The organism is Paenibacillus tyrphae, assembly GCF_027925525.1.
GTDB lineage: Bacteria > Bacillota > Bacilli > Paenibacillales > NBRC-103111 > Paenibacillus_G > Paenibacillus_G tyrfis_B.
The window spans coordinates 62,367-83,266 of sequence record NZ_BSDJ01000035.1 but is presented as its reverse complement, the minus strand read 5'-3'; the positions used below and the strand labels follow the sequence as shown (position 1 = coordinate 83,266).

22 protein-coding genes and 2 tRNA genes are annotated in these 20,900 nt (G+C 44.9%); 4 read left to right on the top strand and 20 right to left on the bottom strand.

Translation table 11 applies throughout. The features are described from left to right. Positions 1 to 227 precede the first annotated feature (227 nt). Positions 228 to 1,160 (top strand): magnesium/cobalt transporter CorA, encoded by a 933-nt coding sequence (gene corA, locus QMG93_RS29665; protein ID WP_281942965.1) that lies wholly within the window; start codon positions 228 to 230, stop codon positions 1,158 to 1,160. Between the two features lie 121 nt (positions 1,161 to 1,281). Here corA and QMG93_RS29660 read toward each other — a convergent pair. The 3 genes from QMG93_RS29660 to QMG93_RS29650 all read right to left on the bottom strand — a co-directional run bounded on the left by QMG93_RS29660 (position 1,282) and on the right by QMG93_RS29650 (position 1,948). Continuing rightward, positions 1,282 to 1,369: transfer RNA gene (locus QMG93_RS29660), tRNA-Ser, on the bottom strand. Between the two features lie 8 nt (positions 1,370 to 1,377). Further along, positions 1,378 to 1,453 (bottom strand) — tRNA-Asn (locus tag QMG93_RS29655). 18 nt (positions 1,454 to 1,471) lie between these two features. Then, the gene (locus QMG93_RS29650) at positions 1,472 to 1,948 is read right to left on the bottom strand and encodes a SprT family protein (RefSeq protein ID WP_108530871.1); all 477 of its coding nucleotides are present in this window, start codon (positions 1,946 to 1,948) and stop codon (positions 1,472 to 1,474) included. Between the two features lie 141 nt (positions 1,949 to 2,089). Between QMG93_RS29650 and QMG93_RS29645 the strand changes: the two genes are divergently transcribed. Both QMG93_RS29645 and cmpA read left to right on the top strand, forming a co-directional pair. Then, positions 2,090 to 2,452, top strand: coding sequence for a hypothetical protein (locus QMG93_RS29645; protein WP_010494558.1), 363 nt, complete (start codon positions 2,090 to 2,092; stop codon positions 2,450 to 2,452). Between the two features lie 73 nt (positions 2,453 to 2,525). Further along, entirely contained in the window at positions 2,526 to 2,672 is a 147-nt protein-coding gene (cmpA, locus tag QMG93_RS29640) for a cortex morphogenetic protein CmpA (RefSeq protein ID WP_010494556.1), read from the top strand. 99 nt (positions 2,673 to 2,771) lie between these two features. On the opposite strand, the gene QMG93_RS29635 is transcribed toward cmpA, so the two are convergent. The 5 genes from QMG93_RS29635 to QMG93_RS29615 form a co-directional block, all read right to left on the bottom strand. Continuing rightward, the gene (locus tag QMG93_RS29635) at positions 2,772 to 4,997 is read right to left on the bottom strand and encodes a Tex family protein (protein ID WP_281942961.1); all 2,226 of its coding nucleotides are present in this window, start codon (positions 4,995 to 4,997) and stop codon (positions 2,772 to 2,774) included. Positions 4,998 to 5,060: 63 nt separating this feature from the next. Further along, a complete protein-coding gene (locus QMG93_RS29630) occupies positions 5,061 to 5,411 on the bottom strand; it encodes a type II toxin-antitoxin system PemK/MazF family toxin (protein WP_010494553.1) in 351 nt (116 codons plus the stop codon). Positions 5,412 to 5,414: 3 nt separating this feature from the next. Beyond that, positions 5,415 to 5,696 (bottom strand): CopG family ribbon-helix-helix protein, encoded by a 282-nt coding sequence (locus QMG93_RS29625; protein WP_010494551.1) that lies wholly within the window; start codon positions 5,694 to 5,696, stop codon positions 5,415 to 5,417. A gap of 272 nt (positions 5,697 to 5,968) precedes the next feature. After that, complete coding sequence (gene alr / locus QMG93_RS29620; protein WP_281942971.1) at positions 5,969 to 7,156, bottom strand: alanine racemase; 1,188 nt, start codon at positions 7,154 to 7,156, stop codon at positions 5,969 to 5,971. 230 nt (positions 7,157 to 7,386) lie between these two features. After that, a complete protein-coding gene (locus QMG93_RS29615; RefSeq protein WP_281942957.1) occupies positions 7,387 to 8,754 on the bottom strand; it encodes an outer membrane lipoprotein-sorting protein in 1,368 nt (455 codons plus the stop codon). Between the two features lie 328 nt (positions 8,755 to 9,082). Between QMG93_RS29615 and QMG93_RS29610 the strand changes: the two genes are divergently transcribed. After that, a complete protein-coding gene (locus tag QMG93_RS29610; protein WP_281942956.1) occupies positions 9,083 to 9,568 on the top strand; it encodes a hypothetical protein in 486 nt (161 codons plus the stop codon). A gap of 289 nt (positions 9,569 to 9,857) precedes the next feature. Here the strand turns inward: QMG93_RS29610 and QMG93_RS29605 are convergent, their stop codons facing one another. From QMG93_RS29605 to QMG93_RS29550, 12 genes are all read right to left on the bottom strand, one after another. Further along, positions 9,858 to 11,264, bottom strand: a complete 1,407-nt coding sequence (locus tag QMG93_RS29605; protein WP_281942955.1) for an undecaprenyl-phosphate glucose phosphotransferase — start codon at positions 11,262 to 11,264, stop codon at positions 9,858 to 9,860. 4 nt (positions 11,265 to 11,268) lie between these two features. After that, positions 11,269 to 12,135, bottom strand: coding sequence for a glycosyltransferase family 2 protein (locus tag QMG93_RS29600; protein ID WP_281942953.1), 867 nt, complete (start codon positions 12,133 to 12,135; stop codon positions 11,269 to 11,271). A gap of 77 nt (positions 12,136 to 12,212) precedes the next feature. After that, positions 12,213 to 13,163, bottom strand: a complete 951-nt coding sequence (locus QMG93_RS29595; protein WP_281942951.1) for a glycosyltransferase family 2 protein — start codon at positions 13,161 to 13,163, stop codon at positions 12,213 to 12,215. Further along, on the bottom strand, positions 13,160 to 14,011 hold the full coding sequence (gene rfbD / locus QMG93_RS29590; RefSeq protein WP_281942949.1) for a dTDP-4-dehydrorhamnose reductase: 852 nt from the start codon (positions 14,009 to 14,011) through the stop codon (positions 13,160 to 13,162). The genes QMG93_RS29595 and rfbD overlap by 4 nt, the downstream gene beginning before the upstream one ends. 2 nt (positions 14,012 to 14,013) lie before the next feature. After that, positions 14,014 to 15,030 carry a dTDP-glucose 4,6-dehydratase gene (gene rfbB / locus QMG93_RS29585; RefSeq protein ID WP_281942947.1) on the bottom strand — a complete coding sequence of 339 codons (1,017 nt, stop codon included), beginning with the start codon at positions 15,028 to 15,030 and terminating at the stop codon, positions 14,014 to 14,016. A 12-nt stretch (positions 15,031 to 15,042) separates the two neighbouring features. After that, positions 15,043 to 15,591 (bottom strand): dTDP-4-dehydrorhamnose 3,5-epimerase, encoded by a 549-nt coding sequence (gene rfbC / locus QMG93_RS29580; protein ID WP_281942945.1) that lies wholly within the window; start codon positions 15,589 to 15,591, stop codon positions 15,043 to 15,045. 11 nt (positions 15,592 to 15,602) lie between these two features. Then, a complete protein-coding gene (locus QMG93_RS29575) occupies positions 15,603 to 16,346 on the bottom strand; it encodes a sugar phosphate nucleotidyltransferase (RefSeq protein ID WP_281942943.1) in 744 nt (247 codons plus the stop codon). Continuing rightward, positions 16,343 to 17,176 (bottom strand): glycosyltransferase family 2 protein, encoded by an 834-nt coding sequence (locus tag QMG93_RS29570; protein WP_281942941.1) that lies wholly within the window; start codon positions 17,174 to 17,176, stop codon positions 16,343 to 16,345. Before QMG93_RS29570 ends, QMG93_RS29575 begins: the two co-directional genes overlap by 4 nt. Before the next feature lie 24 nt (positions 17,177 to 17,200). Continuing rightward, the gene (locus tag QMG93_RS29565) at positions 17,201 to 18,001 is read right to left on the bottom strand and encodes a sugar phosphate isomerase/epimerase family protein (RefSeq protein ID WP_281942939.1); all 801 of its coding nucleotides are present in this window, start codon (positions 17,999 to 18,001) and stop codon (positions 17,201 to 17,203) included. Continuing rightward, the gene (locus QMG93_RS29560; protein ID WP_281942937.1) at positions 17,998 to 18,768 is read right to left on the bottom strand and encodes a sugar nucleotide-binding protein; all 771 of its coding nucleotides are present in this window, start codon (positions 18,766 to 18,768) and stop codon (positions 17,998 to 18,000) included. Before QMG93_RS29560 ends, QMG93_RS29565 begins: the two co-directional genes overlap by 4 nt. Before the next feature lie 15 nt (positions 18,769 to 18,783). Further along, complete coding sequence (locus QMG93_RS29555; RefSeq protein WP_281942935.1) at positions 18,784 to 19,773, bottom strand: glycosyltransferase; 990 nt, start codon at positions 19,771 to 19,773, stop codon at positions 18,784 to 18,786. Next, positions 19,770 to 20,891, bottom strand: a complete 1,122-nt coding sequence (locus QMG93_RS29550; protein WP_281942934.1) for an FAD-dependent oxidoreductase — start codon at positions 20,889 to 20,891, stop codon at positions 19,770 to 19,772. Before QMG93_RS29550 ends, QMG93_RS29555 begins: the two co-directional genes overlap by 4 nt. Positions 20,892 to 20,900 lie beyond the last annotated feature (9 nt).

Here is a 20,900-nt window from a genome sequence, read left to right as displayed (position 1 = left end):
ATTCGAACCCCTGTTACCTCCGTGAAAGGGAGGTGTCTTAACCCCTTGACCAACGGGCCATGCTGTATATCATCGCTACCTTTTTGAGCGACAAGTGTTATTATAGCGGAATGGGATGAGCTTGACAAGCCTTTTGTGAAAAAAAATTTTCGCCTTTTTGGAGGTAATCCTTCCCTATGTTACAATCAACTGCAAAAGGACCCCATTCCCCTACAGAGGTGTATTCGATGCTGGTATTCAACCATGCTACCGGTCAGGTTACGGAACAGGAAGCCCGAGTTCCGGGCGACAATGAGAACGTCTGGCTCCATATGACAGCCCCCGAAGCAAAGCAAGTGGAACACGTACTTAAACATCAGTTTCACTGCCACCCGCTTGTGGTCGAGGATTGCATCAAACTGAATCAGCGTCCCAAAATGGACCGGTACAAAGACCATGTCTTCATCACGTTCTTTGCCGTGGTGGACAAGCAGCTTACTACGGCCGAAATCGCTATCGTGGTCGGTAGAAATTTTGTCATTACCATTTGTAAAGAGCCTCTTCCTTTTTTCGACGAGCTCCAAAAGCATTTCTTGCAGGTCGAAGGCAGCATGGAGCATTGCGGGCGCATCTTATATTTACTATTGGACCGCTGCGTCGACGACTATACCGACATCATCAATCAAATCGAGGACCGCGTCGACCGCTTGGAGCAAATGATTTATCGTAATCCTTACGTCCACGTATCCCGAGAAATATTTAAATCGAAACGAAAAATGCATCGTCTCCGCCGCATTATCGCCGAAGAGAAAACGATGTTGGGTACGATAACGCATCAGAGCTTCCCGTATATTCGCCAGGAAGCGGATGTCTATTTTATCGACATCTACGATCATATTTCCCGCGTTGTCGATTCCTTGGACGTATTTCGGGAATCGCTCACCGGCCTGCTTGAGCTGCAAATGAGCATTAAATCCGACCGTATGAACGAGATCATGAAGACACTGACAATCATCAGCTCGATTTTTCTCCCGCTGACCTTTATCGTCGGTTTGTACGGTATGAATTTCAAGAATATCCCTGAGCTCAGCTGGAACTTCGGGTACGCATACGTTTGGATCGTCATGATCGTTGTTACGATTTCCTTGTGGGCTATTTTTAAGTGGAAAAGATGGATTTAGCCCGGGGAGACTTCGCGGCGCATAGCTGCCGCTCCGACGCCCCTCTGCTCGAGTTCGAACCCCTATTCACCTCTCTGTAGAAAATAAAAAACCGCCTTTCGGCGGTTTCGTTTATGATCTACGGAGAGAGAGGGATTCGAACCCTCGCACCACTTACGCAGTCTAACCCCTTAGCAGAGGGTCCCCTTGAGCCACTTGGGTATCTCTCCAAGAAAAATGGCTCCCCGAACAGGACTCGAACCTGTGACAACTCGATTAACAGTCGAGTGCTCTACCAACTGAGCTATCAGGGAATGACAATTTTTAATTTATCATGAATGCGGCTGTAAGTCAAGGGCAAGCAGCTTTAATTTGCCTTTGCAGAAACCGCAGACGTATTTCTTCGGATCAGTCTTGCGTTTACGCATATACTCCGCACTGCAGCTTGTACAAACGAGCTTGTACCGGTAAGGCTCGGTACGCTTCAGCTCCTGCGGAAGCGACCGGCAATAGCGTGTCCCTCCGACCTTGTCCAGCAAACGCTTGAAATCGTCATCCCGGTGCCGATACCCTCCGCCCAGCAAATGCAGGTGGTAATGGCACAATTCATGCTTAATAATTTTCTCCACGTCGGCGGCTCCGAACTGTTCATACTGCAGCCAGCTGATCTCGATATCATGCGTCCGGGTGAAATAGCGCCCTCCCGTCGACTTTAATCTCCGGTTGAACCTCGCCCGATGCAAAAAAGGACACCCAAACGACGACAGCGATATTTGCTCTACCCACAGCTGCAGCTGTCGGTCATCCATCGTTTTCCCACCCTTACTCTCTGGTTTCTCTTTGTTTTCTCTCTTGAATTGTAACCGCAGGTTAGGCTAAACTGTCAAGTAGGAATCTGGAATTGCTTCGGACAAATCGTCCCTTTGACCCATAGAGAGGAGTTTAACCCGATGTTCAAAAAGAAATGCGCCCTGCTTAAGCTGGAGGACCAGATCGAATTCGTGGAAATGCCGGCTACCCATATGTACCAACTAGCTGCGCTTAATCAACGGCTGCATAAGGAGCTGGACAAGCTGACGGCACCCAATGCTCCCAAACTGCCGGTGTTCATCGCAGAATTCGACGGACTTGAGCTTGTGCATCCGGGCTATACGCTCCAGCACGGCCTGGACTACATCAACCGCCTGGAACAGACGTTCAGCGCAATTCAAGAACAGGAAAAAGAGTATCCGCTCGTCTCCCTCTTGACCGAGATTCGCGCGCTTCAGGCACAGCTTGAGCAGTGGTACGAAGAGGAAGAGGATTTCGCCTAAAAAAGGACCTGCACCCGCAGCGGCTCCCGCCCATATGCTGTATAGTGTACAGCAGCTAGATGGGAAGGGACTGATGGTGTTGCCACAATGGCTTTGCAACCAGCTGATGCGAGCATTTTACAACAAAAACCGCCGGCAAATCCGTTTGCTGAACGATTGCTGGTTTTTTTACCGCACCCGCAAAAGCGAGACGGACCCCACGACATCCCAGCTTCAATAAAAGATGAACTCACGCTCAAAAACAAATAGAGCATACGCCAGAGCGAAGGACGCGGCTTCCGCTACATCCTTTTTCTCCGGCTTATGCTCTATTTTATGCTTAAGAAGGCTTTTTCATCGTCAGCCCGACGCGGCCCTTTTTCAGGTCGACGTTGAGCACCCATACCGTCACGACATCCCCTACGGACACGACGTCCATCGGATGCTTCACGTAGGAATTGCTTAACTGCGAAATATGAACGAGCCCGTCGTTTTTGATGCCGATATCGACAAAAGCGCCAAAATCGATCACGTTGCGTACCGTTCCCTGCAGCTCCATGCCCGGCTTCAAATCTTCAATCTGCAGCACGTCCGTGCGGAAAATCGGCGCTGGCAGCTCCTCCCGCGGGTCCCGTCCCGGCCGCTGCAGCGAATCGAGAATATCGCGCAGCGTCGGCACCCCGACGCCAAGCTTCGGAGCAAGCTCTTCCGGTTCCAGGCTTTGCAGCATCGCTTTCAGCTCGGCACTGCCAAGCTGCGACAGCTCCAGCTTCAGCTCGCGGAACAGCTTGTCGACCACCTCGTATGACTCCGGATGGATCGGCGTATTATCCAGCGGATTGCTGCCTTCCGCGATCCGCAAAAAGCCAACGCACTGCTCGAACGCCTTCGCTCCGAGCCGAGGAACCTTTTGCAGCTGCGCCCTGCTCGTAAATTTCCCGTTGTCGTCGCGGTATTTTACGATATTTTTGGCCAGCGTATTGTTAACGCCCGATACATACGATAGCAGCGACGGCGACGCCGTGTTCACGTCCACGCCCACATGGTTTACCGCCGACTCGACGACGAACTTCAGGCTCTCTTCGAGTCTTTTTTGCGTGACGTCATGCTGGTATTGGCCGACGCCGATCGCTTTCGGCTCGATTTTGACCAGCTCTGCCAGCGGGTCCTGCAGCCGCCGCGCGATCGAGATGGCACTACGCTCCGCCACGTCCAGGTCCGGAAATTCCGTCTGTGCCAGCTTGGAAGCCGAATAGACGCTCGCCCCCGCTTCGTTGACGATCAAATACTGAAGCTTCCTTGCCTTGATCTCGCCGATCAACTCGGCTACGAACTGCTCCGTCTCACGGGACGCCGTCCCGTTGCCGATGACGATCAATTCGACACGGTAAGCGTCGATCAGACGCTTGAACGTCGCTTTCGCTTCCGCTACTTTATTGTTCGGCGGCGTCGGGTACGTGACGGCGATCTCCAGCATTTTGCCCGTATCGTCGACGACGGCCAGCTTGCAGCCTGTCCGGTACGCGGGATCGACGCCAAGCACCACTTTGCCCTTGACCGGCGGCTGAAGCAGCAGATTGCGCAGATTTTCGGCGAATACCTCGATCGCTTTTTCCTCGGCCTTCTCCGTCATTTCATTGCGCACTTCCCGCTCAATGGACGAGGCGATCAGACGCTTGTACGCATCTTCAATCACAGCCGTCAACGTGTCGCGCACGATGGAAGGCCCTTTGATTACTTGCTTCGCGATATACTCGTGAATCCGCTCGACCGGAACGTCCAGCGCTACCTTTAGCACTTCTTCCCGTTCTCCGCGGTTGATCGCCAGAATCCGGTGCGGCGGCAGCTTGCGGACCGGCTCTTGGTAGCTGTAATACATCTCATAGACGGATTCCTGCTCGGCGTCCTTGGCTTCGGTCCGCAGGATGCCCTGCTCAAACGTGTGACGGCGCACCCACGCCCGGATTTTCGCATCGTCGGCGATTTGCTCTGCAATGATATCCATCGCGCCTTGTACGGCTTCCTCGGCCGTCTGGACGCCTTTCTCCTCGCTGACATACTTGCCTGCTTCGGCAAGCAGATCGCCCTGCTTGGGCTGCGTCTGAATCCAGAGCGCCAGAGGCTCGAGCCCCTTCTCCTTCGCCACGCTGGCGCGCGTCTTGCGCTTCTGCCGGTACGGGCGGTACAAGTCCTCGACTTCCTGCAACTTAACCGCTTGCTCGATCGCCGTACGCAGCTCGGCCGTCAGCTTGCCCTGCTCGTCGATCAGCCGGACGACCTCCAGCTTCCGGTCCTCCAGATTGCGCAGATACGCCAGCCGCTCTTCAATGTCCCGCAGCTGATTTTCGTCGAGCTCCCCGGTCATTTCCTTCCGGTACCGGGCGATAAAAGGAATCGTATTCCCCTCATCCAGCAGGCCGACCGTCGTCTTCACCCGACCCGCCGCGATTTGCAGCTCGGACGCGATCTGCTTCAGAATGCGTTCCTGAATCGCCGCTTTCATCTCTTCCGTCAGTTCCACAACCGCTCGAACTTCCTCTGTCAGTCCCGTTTGCTCTTTTGCCATCCGACTATTCTCCTCCCAGACATAAAAAAGCGAGGGTACCCGCGCCCCCGCCTCGTCAGCATGTTAAAACTCAATCAGACCTACGCTTATTTGCAAAGCTTCATCGACCTTGCGCATGGTTTCCTCATCCAAGTGCGTGATTTTGTCCGTCAGGCGCTGCTTATCGATGGTCCGAATCTGCTCCAGCAGGATGACCGAATCCCTGTCAAAACCGTGCGCTTCCGCGTCAATCTCCACATGCGTCGGCAGCTTGGCTTTTTGAATCTGCGCCGTAATCGCCGCTACGATCACCGTAGGACTGAAGCGATTGCCGATATCATTCTGAATGATCAGTACGGGCCGAATGCCGCCCTGCTCCGAACCGACGACCGGTGAAAGATCCGCGAAAAAAACATCGCCACGTTTGACAATCAAGTGTCACACCCCGCTTACCAGGCGGTCCAGCGTGTTGTCCGCTTCTTCCTCCGCCTGAAACGCTTCCGAGGCCATGTTCAGGTTGATCTTAGCCATTTCCATATAGCCGCGCTGCATCGATTCGCGCAAATGCCGTTTCTTACGCTCCAACAAGTAAAGCTTCATCGCCTGACGGATAAACTCGCTGCGGTTGGAATTTTCCTTTTCCACCAGATGATCGACTTCCTGCAGCAAATAATCCGGCAAGCTGATCATGATTCGCTTCGTGTTATGCGCACCCGCCACCTATACATGCACCCCCAAAAACATACAAGAACCTATTTCCATTATGGCAAACATCCAGATAAAATATACAAAATCAATATATGCCGAAGGTATAGCATATATGTTATACCTTGACGCGCTCCGCAGCATTTTGCCTCTATACTTATTCGCGGCAAACCAAGAAAATCCTCTCATGTTAGGAGAAAAAATTCAATGGCAAATGCAGCCAGTTCTTTTTTTGGACAAAAAGTATGGCTTTCCGCGAAGAGTTTGTAGAGGCGGCGGAGCCTTTGTTATGCCTCCGGCTCCCATACGTGCCGCAGCAGCGGATTCACTGACCGTGCAGCGCAGCCCTCCTTCATATACACACGAGGCACCCGATGTGAAATCATGCAGACGACCTCGTAATTGATCGTTCCGAGCCAAGCGGCGTGCTCTTCCGCCGTAATCCGGTCTTCGCCCTGACTTCCGAGGATAACCACTTCTTCGCCCATTTGGATATCAGGCATTTCAGATACATTCAGCATGCATTGATCCATACAAATTCTTCCTACTACGGGGACCCGCCGCCCCCGAATCAATACTTGCGCCTTGCCGGTCAGCATCCGGGAAAAGCCGTCCGCGTACCCAATCGGCAGCGTCGCAATCGTCTCTTCACCCTGCGTCCGGTACACGATGCCATAGCTGATCCCTGAACCCTCAGGCACTTGCTTCATCATGACAACGCTGGATTTGATGCTCATTACCGGCTGCAAATCAACCTGCTGCTTATTCACCTCTTCGGACGGATACAATCCGTACATCGCGATCCCGAGTCGTACCATGTTAAAGGATAAATTGGGCGTATCGATCCCCGCAGCGCTGTTCCCGGCGTGAATGTAAGGAAATTGAATACCTTTTTGCGTAAAATGATCAACGACCCGCTCGAATCGACCGTACTGCTCAAGCGTATAGCGCTTGTCGGTTTCGTCTGCGCAAGCGTAGTGGGTAAATAACCCTTCCACCCGAATCCCCGGTGTCTGCATCGCCCGTTCGATCAGCGCGATCGCCTCTTCCGCATCCGTTAACCCGAGCCGGTTCATTCCGGAGTCGATTTTAATATGAATATTTAACAGGCGCTCCTTTGCCCCTAATCGCTCCCACGCGTCCAGCAGCTCATGAGTATATATATTGAGAGTAATCCCGTTAGCCCAAGCGGTTTCCAGCCCTTCCGGAGGCGTGTAGCCCAATACGAGGATCGGGGCTGTAATACCTGCTTGCCGAAGCTCCAAACCCTCATCCAAAAAAGCAACCGCAATATATTCCACGCCGCATTGAAGCGCCTCCCGGCATACCTCCACCGCTCCGTGTCCATAGGCATCCGCCTTGACGACTGCCATCATGCTTACATGCTCCGGAAGCACCCGCCGAAACTCGCCTAAATTATGGCGCAGCGCATCCAATGAAATCTCCACCCGGGTCGGCCGGTAAAACGAATCCACCTGATCCACCTTCTTCGGTCTCATAAAATCAAGGGAAGCCGCTTACAAGGCCACAACTTGCACCTGTAAAGAAGCTTCCCGCTTAAAAATTCATATGATTATGGTAATGCGTACCGCAGGGCCCTGTCAACGAACAAAATAGTAAAATCGTGTCCGTCAGTTTTTGATTATTAGCGGTTCAGTGCGTGTATTAAGGAACCGAATCACAATCGCTGGATTGCCGGTTTCAACTATTTACCGATTTCCCCCTGCACCGCTTGCGCCACCTTAATCATCTCCGTCTCCGGCAAGTCCCCTGTAGATAAGCGGAATTCGATGCCGTCGTAGGTCCAGGTCAATGTTTTCTTCGCATCCCCGGTTACAACGCCGAGCGTAAAGCCCAGATCCAAAATATCCCCCGGCAGGACCGACACCGTCTGTACCTGCGGACGGGACTCCATCAACGTATAGTTGTATTTTCCGGAATAACGGAGCATGACCGCTTGATCTTCGCCCAGCTTAAGCTCCGTCACGTCTTGTTTCTTCACGCCGCTCGGCATGTAACGCGGTTCGATGATGCCGAACGATTGCTGCTTGGAGGTGTCTTTTTTGGCGCCTGCAGCTGCCGCTTGCGCCCCGTTGGCCGCAGTGCCCTTGTCGTCTGCCGCCGTGCCTTGGCTGCCGTTGGCACTGCTCGTCTTCGTGTTATCGCTGCTGGTTCCGGGTACGGCAGCACCTTTGCTGTCCCCTGTAGCTGTGCCTGTGCCTGCAGCATTGCCTTTGTTCGTGCCTGCTGCGTCGCCTTTTGCATCAGATCCCGACCCTTGTCCCGTAGCGGTTCCGTTTGTTCCTGTCCCTGTACCGTTACCAGCCGCCGTTCCTTTGCCGCTAGCCGCCCCCGTGCCGGCCTTGGAATCTGTAGCTCCCGATTTCTCAGCGCCTTTCGAATCCTCTTGCATCATCGTGGGCAGTGTCTTCAGGTTCCAGCCCGTCATATTGCGCTGCATGTCGAACTGATCCTTCTCAAACTTCGTACCGAACTCAAATTGATCGAATTTTACAATGACCATCACATTGGAGTTGGCATCCGACACTTCCACATGCTGCGGAGCATAGTTTCTCTTGTCCAGCCACACCTTCTGCCGCGCCAAGGATCCGTTCTGGTAATTCGCCACTACATCGAATACATACGCCTTCTCGTCCGACGTAAAATGCCGTTCATTGTCCATCAGAATGCTTTGGACGAGCGATTGGTATAAGTAAACTTGGCCTTGATTCTCCGGCCAATCGCTTTGGAAGCGGAAGCTTTTGTTCAAATGCGGCGTCAGTACGAATACCCCGTCATCGTTGCGCAGCACAATTTGCGTAATATCCTTTTTCGCATTCGTCAGCGAGATCCGGTAAAACGAAGGGGCCTGGAAGCTAACCTCTACGTCGTATTCTTGAGGATCCTGCCCTGTACGCAGCGTCATCTGCCCTTTGCCGTGATAGCTCTGCAGCTTGCTCATCACACCGTCCAATTCCTTTACTACCGATCCTGCATCCTTTTTGCCGCACCCGGATACTACCAGGCTTAAACAAACCATCACAAGGGCCACCACCCACGTGAACCGCCGCATCGTCTCATCCCCTCCACCACATAATCAATCCAGATTGATACCATGTCTATGTGGGGACTTGGCCAATTATGCAGACAAGGTTTGGCGAGGAAATAAAAATTCATTGTACACTTTGCCATTTCGATCGCTTGGAGTAGCATATGGTAAACCGTTAGATTTCTCCATATTTAATCTTCGTATAAAATGGTTATTTTTAATATTATTCTATAAATTTTTATTTATAATTTAATATATTGTATAATTTCCTTTTTTATGAAATAATTAAAGCGTTAACTGGCCAGTTAGCAATAAGTTTATTGCTTGGACTAAAAACATGTGGAGGGACCTAATGGTGCTTAAAAAATTTACAATTCCGCTTATAATTCTGTTCACATTGCTTTCTGGTACTTTCATTGTAAACTCAGCCAAAGCAGCTCCCGCGGGAACTGTAGGACTTTACAAATACTTCAATGGCATAGATCATTTTTACATTACGTCTTTTGAGCCACTCGGAAACGGAAAGTACGGTTATACTTATCAAGGCATTCAAGGTTACGTTTTCCGGGAACAACAACCAGGCACTACACCATTTTACAGATATTATAATGGCACAGATCACTTCTATACTGTCTCATATTTAGGCAGCAGATATAGTGACTACTCCCTCGAAGGAACTGAAGGATATATCTTTGCACAACCGCATAACGGCACTACTCCACTTTTCAGATATTACAATGGTACAGATCATTACTACACTACCGACTTCAACGAACTGAGATCAGGTAGCAACGGGTACACTCTGGAAGGTATTGAAGGATACATCTTCCCAAATTAATTGCAATTTCCTTTTAACCCCTGCAAATAAAAAGAAATCTCGCGGCTCACTTTTGCCGCGAGATTTCTTTTTATTTTCCATTTTGTCTGCATACGCCGACCCTAATCGTAGACAGTCCGGTAAAAGCTCTATCCGTTTTTATTTCGTCTCTATAATTACCCTAAGTTTATCGCAACTTTTACACATCTTTTGCATAAAGAACCCCCTGTACATCAAAGAAATAGTACATCACTACTTCGACGAACAGGGGCCATACGCCTTCGTTGCATGGCTATTGGTCAGTCATTAATTAATATGCATTTTTATTAACAAAACCATTGATAATCGTCTTCCAAATAATTTTGATATCGAACAAAAAGCTCCAGTTCTCAATATAGAAAATATCGTACTTGATCCGATCCTCTATAGATGTATCGCCGCGCAGCCCATTGGACTGAGCCCAACCGGTAATCCCGGGGCGAATGTGGTGCTTTACCATATACTTTGGGATTTCTTCCTTAAATTGTTCAACGAAATACGGTCGTTCCGGCCGGGGCCCTACGACACTCATATGTCCGAACAATACGTTGAAAAACTGCGGCAGCTCATCTAAGCTCGTTTTCCGTAAGAACGTACCGAACTTCGTTTTGCGCGGGTCATTCTCCGTCGTCCATTGCGTATCGGAAGATTGTTCCGTTTGTACTCGCATCGAGCGGAATTTATACATCATAAAATTACGTCTGTTTAAACCGACACGTTCTTGCTTAAAAATAATCGGACCCGGTGAGGTGATTTTCACGCCGATAGCAATAAGAATTAATAATGGCAGCGTAATAAGGATTGCAGCTAATGAAAAAGCAATATCAAAGGCTCTTTTGAAGAAGCGATTTCTGAATTCATCCAACGGAATATCCCTGACATTAATTAACGGAATGCCTGCGAAATTATCGAAATACGGTTTGGACGGAAGATAATCAAAATAATCGGGAATGATTAACGTTTTGACTCCGGCCTTTTCACAAGTATTGATAATTTTTCCAAACTTATGATGAGCATCCAATGGCAAAGCAATGATCACTTCATCAATCAATGTTTTTTCCAGAATGGCCTCAAGTTCATCGACCCGACCAAGAATAGGCTTGTAGTTTTCAAAACCGACTTCATGACAATCATGAAAATCATCCAGGAAACCCACTACTTCATAACCTAACTCGGGATGCTTCAACAAATTCCGATAAAACCTTTTCCCAATCGAACCGGCACCCAGAATTAATACGAATTGTTTGTTATATCCCTTCTGTCTCAAACGCTTCAAAGATGTCTTAAGGATATACCGGTAAAAGCTAATAGCGAGTATATTATTTACCAAAAACAATAGTAAGAAGGAGCGGGAAATGTCAAGCTCTTTAAAAATAAACAGGAAGCTTAACAAAATTAATAAGCTTATCGTATAAACCTGAATGATCGTAAATAGCTCATACGAAAACTTTTTCCTGCGCTTCGGCGTGTAAAAGTTGAAAGAATAGCTTAAGAAAATCGCTATGCCACCGTATATTAAGCTCCACAATGCATAGCTATGAAGTGGGAGCGGATTATCAAAGGGAATCCAGCCGCTTTTAAACTTCAGCCACCATGAAAATAAGAAAATGAGCTGCACGCAAATAAAGTCAGTAAAAGCATAAATTTGTGATAAAAACCCCTGACTTTGCCGTACCATTTTCTCACCTCACCGATCCAAACCGATTTAATAATAAAGAAGACAATAACTTCACTGTAATTCCTGCATATACAAGACCGTTTACGATAAAAGAGTACTTTTGTCGATAATGCTTCTGATGAAACAAATACATGGCGCGGTGGAACTCGTAGATGATTTTAAAAGGCTTCCGCCGACTGCTGGCGCCTTTATAATGAATGATCTGAGTGCACGGGTAATAATGAATATCCCATCCACCTTGTTTTATTCTATAGCACCAATCGATATCTTCGCCATACATAAAAAACTCTTCATCCAGCATCCCCACTTGATCGATGGCTTCTTTACGAACGATCATAAATGCACCGACCAAGCAGTCCACTGGATAGTCTTGATCTTCGTCCAGATGGCTTAACTGATACTGATTATATTTCGGGTTATCTGGAAATAACTTCGAAAATCCAAAAGCATAATAAAAAGAAGCGGAAGGAGTTGGAAAGCCCCTACGGCATGCTTTGTCCAGCGATCCGTCAGGCAGCACCACTTTGCAGCCCGCCGCTCCAATGCTCGCATGTTCATCCATGAATTGGATCATCGTATGCAAAGTGTCCGGTTGAACAACCGTGTCCGAGTTTAGCAAAAGAACGTACCGCCCTTTAGCCAGGCTCATCCCTTGATTGTTCCCTTTGGAATATCCTAGATTTACATCATTGCACACCAAATGAACCATCGGAAAGTTTGCCCGGATAGCCTCCACGGAGTCATCCACGGAATGATTGTCGACGAGGATAACTTCATAGGTAAAGTCGGTTTCCGACAAATAAATCGATTTTAAACAATTCAAGGTGAGTTCGCGCGTATTGTAATTAAGAATAATAATACTTAAGTCCATAAATTTACTCCATAAAGCAGACATGTATTCCTATTATATCATGAAATACTTTTCAAAAGTATGACGGATCCGTAGCATTATTCAAAATAACAGTAAATATTTTCAAATTTCACTTTTCGTCTTCCTTGGATTACACGCCTTTTATGCATAGTGCTTTGGATTGTAGAAAAAAAATTACGCCAGCTCCCAAGAACTCCCGGCTCCCGAACGAAGAAGTAGGCTATGCTTCCAAGCTCATAGAACAGAATTGGGAACAGGTGTTTTAAGATGTACAGCCAATGATCGTTCTTGACAATCATTTTATAACGATTAATATAAGAAAATCTGCGAACGCGCAAAGGAATTTTCGTCCTTGCTCCTTTTTTCCAACCGCGGTTATGGAAGGCTTCAGCAGCAGGACAATACAGGGCCTTCCATCCTAAAAGACGGCTCCGCCACGCAACGTCCACATCTTCCTTGTAAGCAAAGAAATCCTCGTCGAAAAACTCACCGCCGATACTGACATCCCGAACCATTCTGCTGGAATACAGTGCAGCAGCGCCCGAGACGCCAATTACATCTCCCTCTTCATCCCACATGGAAGCGTCCTGCCCGGCCCCGCGATCGAAGGCTCTTCTAGACTTGGTAAATCGCAGACCCGTGCTGTCGATTTCATTCGGTGAATGCTTAAACAAAAGTTTGCCGGTGGCACTTCCTAACGAGGCATCCCGCTCCATCCGCTGGACCAGATAATAAACATAATCCGGATGCAACGTGACATCCGGATTAAGCACTAAATAATAGTCGCTAGCCGCCATGCGAATCGCTTGATTATGGCCTCCGGCAAAACCCGCATTCACCTTATTCGATACAATAGTTAACCGATCCGATTCAAACTCGCGCACCACATTCAGCGTGCCATCTTGTGAATCGTTATCTATAACTATAATACGATCGATCGGGTAATTTTGTTGCAGTACCGCCTGAAGACAATCTCGAATATAGGGCTCGCTGTTAAAGGTAACGATATGAACGCTAACCTTTTTCATATTGAGGAACGCTCCAATTTAGCCAGGAAGTCTTTCAGCGCTTCCCGCCAAGGACGCAAATCTTCAAACCCATTCGTACGAATGGACAAATGATCCATCACCGAAAATTTAGGCCGTGGGGCCGGTCTTGGGAATTCTTCCGTTGTGCAAGGCTCCACTGTAACGTTTACGCCGGTCTCTTCAAATATGGCTTTGGCAAAATCAAACCACGAACAAACACCGGTATTCGAAGCATGGTAAATACCGTATTTCTCTGTTGCAACTAATGCCAATAGAAACTCAGCCAAATCTTCTGTAAACGTAGGCGAACCAACCTGATCGCTGACTACCTTGAGGCGATCCCGGTCTTTTGCCAACTTCAGCATGGTTTTAACAAAGTTGTTCCCATGAAGCCCATAAACCCAGGAGGTACGAACGATAAAATAACGTGAGCTCAAAGACTGCACCAAAGCTTCTCCGGCACGCTTTGATTTACCGTAAACCCCGGTCGGATTCGTATTATCATATTCCTTATAGGGAACTGTCGCTTGTCCGTCAAACACATAGTCCGTACTGATATAACAAAGCTTGCTCCCGCTCTTCTCCGCAGCTACTGCCAAATTGCGAGTACCCACTGCATTGACCAAGTAGGCTTGGTCCTCGTCGCTTTCCGCTTGATCCACAGCTGTATAAGCAGCACAATGGATGATCACATCCGGCTGAACAAGCTCCACTTGTCGCAAGCATTGCTCCAGGTTTGTAATATCAAGTTCATGACGCCCTAAGCCCGTCACTTGATGCTGCTTTTGAAACAAAGCGACAACATCTTGTCCCAATTGACCGTTTGCGCCGGTTACCAGTACTTTCATCCTTAAACACCCAGCCTGGAAGCATACTGCTTGTTGTAATATTCTTGATACGCCCCCGATTGGATTCGCTGCCACCATTCTTTATTGTCCAAATACCAAGAGATAGTCTCTTTAATTCCTGATTCAAAATGGTACTTCGGCTTCCATCCGAGTTCATTCGTAATTTTGGTCGCATCGATCCCGTATCTGCGATCATGACCAAGACGGTCTTGAACGTAAGTGATTAAAGACTCCGGTTTACCAAGCTGCTCCAAGATCGTTTTTACAATTTGGATGTTCGTTCTTTCGTTATTGCCGCCTACGTTGTACACTTCACCGCTAACTCCGTTATGCATGACCAAATCAATGGCACTACAGTGATCCTCAACATACAACCAGTCTCTAATATTCAAACCGTCTCCGTATACAGGGAGCTGCTTGTCATTAAGAGCATTGGAGATCATTAATGGAATCAACTTCTCCGGGAATTGATACGGCCCGTAATTGTTAGAGCATCGGGTAATATTCACGTTCATCCCGAAGGTCTCATGATAAGCCCTAACGATCAAGTCACCGCCGGCTTTGCTCGCAGAATAAGGGCTATTTGGCGACAGTGGTGTCGATTCCATAAAGAGACCGGTTTCGCCCAGGGAACCATACACTTCATCAGTAGATACTTGAACGAACTTGGTAACGCCATATTTCTTGGCAGCATCAAGCAGTACTTGCGTGCCCAAGACGTTGGTTTTTATAAAGATTTGCGGATCCAGAATACTGCGGTCCACATGAGATTCCGCGGCGAAATTGACGACAATATCAATCCCCTTGTGGAACAACTCGTCCACAAGCTGGGCATCCGCAATATCGCCTCTAACAAACGTATAGTTCGGGTTATTTTGTATGCTCGACAGATTCTCCAGATTCCCCGCATAGGTCAGGGCATCCAGATTAATAATTTGGTAATCCGGGTATTTATTAAGCATGTAAATAACAAAGTTGCTGCCAATAAAACCGGCGCCGCCGGTAACCAATACTTTCATGATTAGCCTCCGTTATTCGAAATTAATCTCCGCATCGTTAAGAACAGGATGCTTGCCGTCCTTGTCGGATAAAATCGGATTAGCCGTCGGCCAATCGATGCCTAGCGCCGGATCGTTCCACGCAATCCCCCGGTCATGCTCCGGCGAGTAGAGCTCATCTACTTTATATAACACTTCCGTATTCGGAACCAAAGTACAGAAACCATGAGCAAAACCTTTCGGAACCAACAGCTGCCTTTTATTTGCCGCGCTTAAAATGACTCCAACCCATTGTCCGAAGGTAGGGGAGTCTTTCCGAATATCTACGGCTACATCGTAAATAGCCCCTGCAGCTACACGAACTAACTTTGTCTGAGCTTTGGGATTCAATTGATAATGGAGCCCTCTCAGAACTCCAGACTCTACAGACAAGGAATGGTTATCTTGAACAAACTGGTGATCAATGCCGAACTTTTTGAATTTCTCGCCATTGTAGCTTTCCATGAAAAAGCCACGGTTGTCCCCAAATACTGCTGGTTCTACAATGACTACGCCTTCTAGTTTTGTTGGAATAATGTTCATAAGTCACCCACCTACAATTTTAGCTTACCGAATTCTTCGCCGAACAACAAATCTTGGGCCAATTCATTCGCTTTAGCAAGCGAAGCATGTGTTCCCGCATCCGTCCACCAGCCTTGGAGAACGTCATAGGTTAGTTGACCGCGACCGATATAAGCATTATTTACATCCGTTATTTCCAACTCACCGCGACCGGAAGGTTTAAGGGTTTTAATGATGTCGAAAACGGAGCTATCAAACATATAAATTCCGGTAACTGCGTAGCTGCTCTTAGGATTCTGCGGTTTTTCTTCGATAGAAACGATTTTATCGCCATCGAGTTCAGGTACTCCGTATCTTTTAGGATCATGAACTTCCTGAAGCAGGATTTTGGCACCTGTTTGCTGGTTCTTAAAGTTTTGTACATAAGGAGCGATGCTATCAGAGAAGACATTATCGCCAAGGATAACGACCATTTGATCATCGCCTACAAAATGCTCAGCCAAGTCTAATGCTTGCGCAATTCCACCCGCTTCGTCTTGGACTTTGTAAGTAAAGGTTACACCCATTTCTCGGCCACTGCCAAGTAGGTTTACGACGTCACCCATGTGATCTTTGCCGGTTACAACGAGGATATCTTGAATGTCAGCTTCTTTAAGCTTAGCGACAGCGTGAAAAATCATAGGGTATTTTCCTACAGGAAGTAAGTGTTTGTTTGTCACCTTTGTTAATGGGTAAAGACGAGAACCTGTGCCGCCTGCAAGTATGATGCCTTTCATGTGTTTCCTCCTACTGAGTTTTTATTTTGATTGTTTTTAAGATTATCTTTTTTATCATATTTATTAAATAACAAATTTAATAATATCTGCAACAATAGCAGATTTCCTTTTAATGGACTGATCTTCGTTGGAATCTTACCTTTCGGGTATTCCCTTGTAACCGGAATCTCCTTCGTCTTATAGCCTAGTCTCGGGGCTTTAACAGATAAATAAGCTAACAACTCGTAAGTATTAAATATATCACGGAAAACTGCCAATCTTTCATCCAGTATTAACCTTCTAGAATGTCCACGAAACCCATTTGTAGTATCTGTATATCTATAACCGGCTAATAATGAAAGATAAGGAGCATGTATTAATTTAATGGCAAGTTTCCTCGATAAAGGGGTATTTATTTCTTTCCCACCTGAAACATACCGAGATCCTTGAATAAAATCATAGCCTTCTTTTAGTTCCTTAATAAAAGAAGGAATAGATTCCACACTATCCTTATTATTGCCATCGATTGTAATAACGCCCTCATAGCCTTCATTCATTGCATATGCAAAACCCATTCTAAGTTGAGCACTAAGTTTTCCCTTATCCTTCTTGGTAATCAATGCACGTACATTTTGCTCTATAAGGAATTTATGATCTAATGAATTATCTGTACTTCCGCCATCCAGAATTATAATATCTACCGTAGAAGTATAGGGCTTCAGTTTTTCTAGCTGCTTTCTGATTTTATCTCCCTCATTAATTACAGGAATACAAACACAATAGTTGTGGGCTTTTGGACAAAGCTCTAAAACTTCATGTTTAGGGACTTCCCAACTTTTTGGATAACTCATAAATGTTTCATCATTCCGTTCTAATTAAATATACGTCTTTTTAACATACTCCAACGCGCATCTTATTGAGCCGACATTATTTGAATTCAAATTATTTTTCATTTCTATAGAGACCCAACCATCATAATTTATTTTGTTGAGAAAGCTAGCAATCTTTGAATGGTTGTTTTTTCCTATCTGCTCCAAAAAAGGTTCACTAATGTGGAAATGCCCAGCAAAAGGTAAGCATGTTTGTAATGTTTTAATAGGATCTTCATCATTCACGAACATAGTACCTGTATCTATTTGTAATTTAACTGCTGCATGGTCAACATCTTGGACAAAGTGTAAACCTTCAAGCGTGGAAGTAATAAAGTCACAACCGTATTCTTTAGGATTGGCTTCAATACATACATATACCCCATTTTTGTACGCCGCGTCTCCAAGCTTTCGAAAAAAAACGGTAGCTTCTTCTCTAGCTGATTTTTCATTCTTATTTCCTACGATTCTGTTTTTAGGAGAACCAAAGACTAGAGCTTTTGCGGAAAGCTTACTAGCCATATAAATGACGGATTCTAAATAAGCAAGAGTTGAGTCGTTTGCCTCCCCAAAGATAGATAAATTCCCTTTATTAAATAGTAACGATTGCATTGCTATAATTTTTATATTTTTCTGATTCCAATAATTTAAATAATTACTTAATACTTCATCGGAAGCTTGTTCTGGATTGGGGCAAACTTTAGTCGGGGCTACTTCTAGTCCAACTATACCAAACTCGTTTAGCACTTCCAATACTTCTTTTTCTTCTTGCAAATCCCAGGCTATGTTGGAGATGGCTAATTTCATTTGCTTGTGGTCTCCATTCTAATAAATTCACGAATCCTAAAATATGTTTCTTTTTTTGAGGTCATGTAAAGTTCTCCTAGGTTAAAATGCTCAGAATAAATACTTTTCATGTTGTAATTAACGGGGGCTTTATCCGTTACATTATTAAAATTTTTATTGAAACAGTTCTCGACAATCTCACTTGCTGAAACAGGCTCTGTCGAAAAATTAATTACCTTGAAACCTTGTTTTTTAACAAAAGTTATATCGCTCCATAAGCGAGACATATCATAAAACTGGAAAATGCTCTTATGATGGGTCAAATGTAAACAATTATCATGAATCATATCATAAATAAAGTTTTTTTTCAGTCCTCTTCCAAACAACCCCGGCAATCTGATAATAAAATGGTTATCGAACTTCTCTCTAACAAATTGTTCTAAGAAAAATCTGTGCTTGCCATAAGGATCTAAATCATCGGGATTAATAATAGTATTCTCATCAACATTATTTGGTGATTTGTATACATCAACAGTGGAAATTAAAATAAACTCATCTGCTTGTATGGTTTTCAAATGAGAAATTAGCGAATTAATATTTTCTAAATCTTGCACAGGATCTTGATTTGCTTTCCATTTTACAGCAGGTGCTCCTGCACAAATAACCATTTTGTAATGTTTATTCTGAATTTCTGCTATATTTTTAGAATTATAGTAATCATCAAAAGTTGTTTGATTACTTAACGTAGTACCGACAAACCCAGTATAACCAATCAATGCACTTTTCAAGACAACTTCCTCCCTTTAATGAGCTTCTTTTCCTACCGCAACCTCGTTATTAAAAGTTTCAACTGTATTGACTTTTTGGGGCTTGAAATTATCAACTGATTGGGTAGTATACGAAGGGCGATTTTGAATTTCGATAAGAATTCTGGAGATATATTCTCCTAACATCCCAACAATGAAAAATAGACCAGTAAAACCGAAACTGATTAAGATCATTAAGGTAGTCCAACCTTCAACAATATTTTTATTGAAAAAATAGTTGAACAAAGCATATCCAGCCATAAATAAACTAAAAAGTAAAAATACTATAGATAGATAATGCGATAGTTTCAAGCCTATATTCGAAAATGATACAATTACATCGAATGCAGTACTTATATTTTCACGATTGATCCCAGATCTTGCAGAATGCTGTTTAATTAAAGATTGATAAGTTAATACTTTTTTTGAATAGCCGGTGTATGCATATAGTGCTTTTCTATATCGAACCTTTTCCTTAAGATTTAGCATTGCATTTAAAGCACGGCGTGAAACAACTCTCGTGCTTTCTGTTCTTAAATCTAATTCCAAGTAAGATATCTTATTTACAAATTTGTAAAACATTTTTGAAGTCCATGGCAATCCAGTGGATGGTGAAACAACCACTATATCAAAACCAGTCAAAGCCGTACGATACAGATTTGGGATTATATCTGATGAGAAATCAAATTTAGTTGTTTCAAACTCAAATACAAAATCCCCCATAGATTTTATTAATCCTGCTGTCATCCCTTTTTCAATACCATGTTTACGTGACAAAGAAATAACTATCATATTTCCATTAACTTCTTTTGAAACTTCACGAATTTTTTCTAGTGTCAAATCTGTACTAGCATCATTAACAACTACTATTTCGTAATACTGAAACATACCTCCTAGAATCAAATCCAAATCAATAATCCCTTGTCTAACTGTTTCATATTCATTATGCACATAAAGAACAGCCGAAACAAATACCTGCTCTTTCACAAAAGAACCTCCTCTAAATCATATATCGTATTAAACTTCCCAGAAAGAACAGATATAAATCTGGGTCCGTCTGATGAAAACTTGATTACTGTCGGTCTTGAATCATCAATTTCAGCAGAATTTAATATTGTTTTAATAGCAAATAAAGATGAATGATATGATATTTTTAAATCTTTATTTAAATATTTACTTGCTAGCTGATTCATACGAGGCCAAGCTGAAACTGGCCTTAAAGCACACGTATTGCAGTTTTGCAATGTGCTTAAATTACAATCAGGCATTCCATCTTGACAGGTAAAATTCGGAAACAACCCGTTAACCGTTTCGTGTGGAGTATCACTTACAGAAGTAAGTGAATGTTTTCCAGAAAGACCGAAAGGCATAATAGAGAAAAAGGGGCCGTCCATAACAGTTATTCCGACATCCTTTAAATTTGAGGATACATCCGTTAATATTACTTCACATAATTCATACTTTGTTTTAAATTTTTCAAATTTAAAATACTCTAATATTTGATTAATACTTGCATAGGTTGCGTTCAAAACATTAGGGGTCTCTATGATTGAACCATCAGATAAAGTTATTGAAAAAATATTTTCTTTTTGCCGAGCTTCAGTAATATAAGTACTCAGAAACAATTTGACACTGTTTAATTCACTAAACTTTTCCAAAAACCAATCTTTAATGGTAACTGCATCATACGTATATTCGTCCGTTTCATAAGCAGCTTCAACCGAACCTTCGTTAAAATATTTACGAGGATTGATTTCCTCTGCTGGAATCCCTACATGCCGACAAAACCTCAAGAATTGCTCTGAATTTGTCAGAGAATCATATGCAGATATTGCATAAATTTTTCTAAAATGCTTGTGAATAGCAAAACCAAACTCATTGTTAAAACGATTATAATACTGAGCAGATTTAGCCGCTGTAGAAACACTACGTGGATAATGGTATCCATTATGAACACGAGCCTGATTAATATAACTGGCTCTTTGTAGGGGCTCAGAGTCTATCTCGATAATACCGACAGAATAATTTTTCTCACCTAACAATTTGGCAGCATACATTCCATAAATACCTGCACCAAATATTACATAGTCGAAAGTTTTTTTCATGCAAAACAT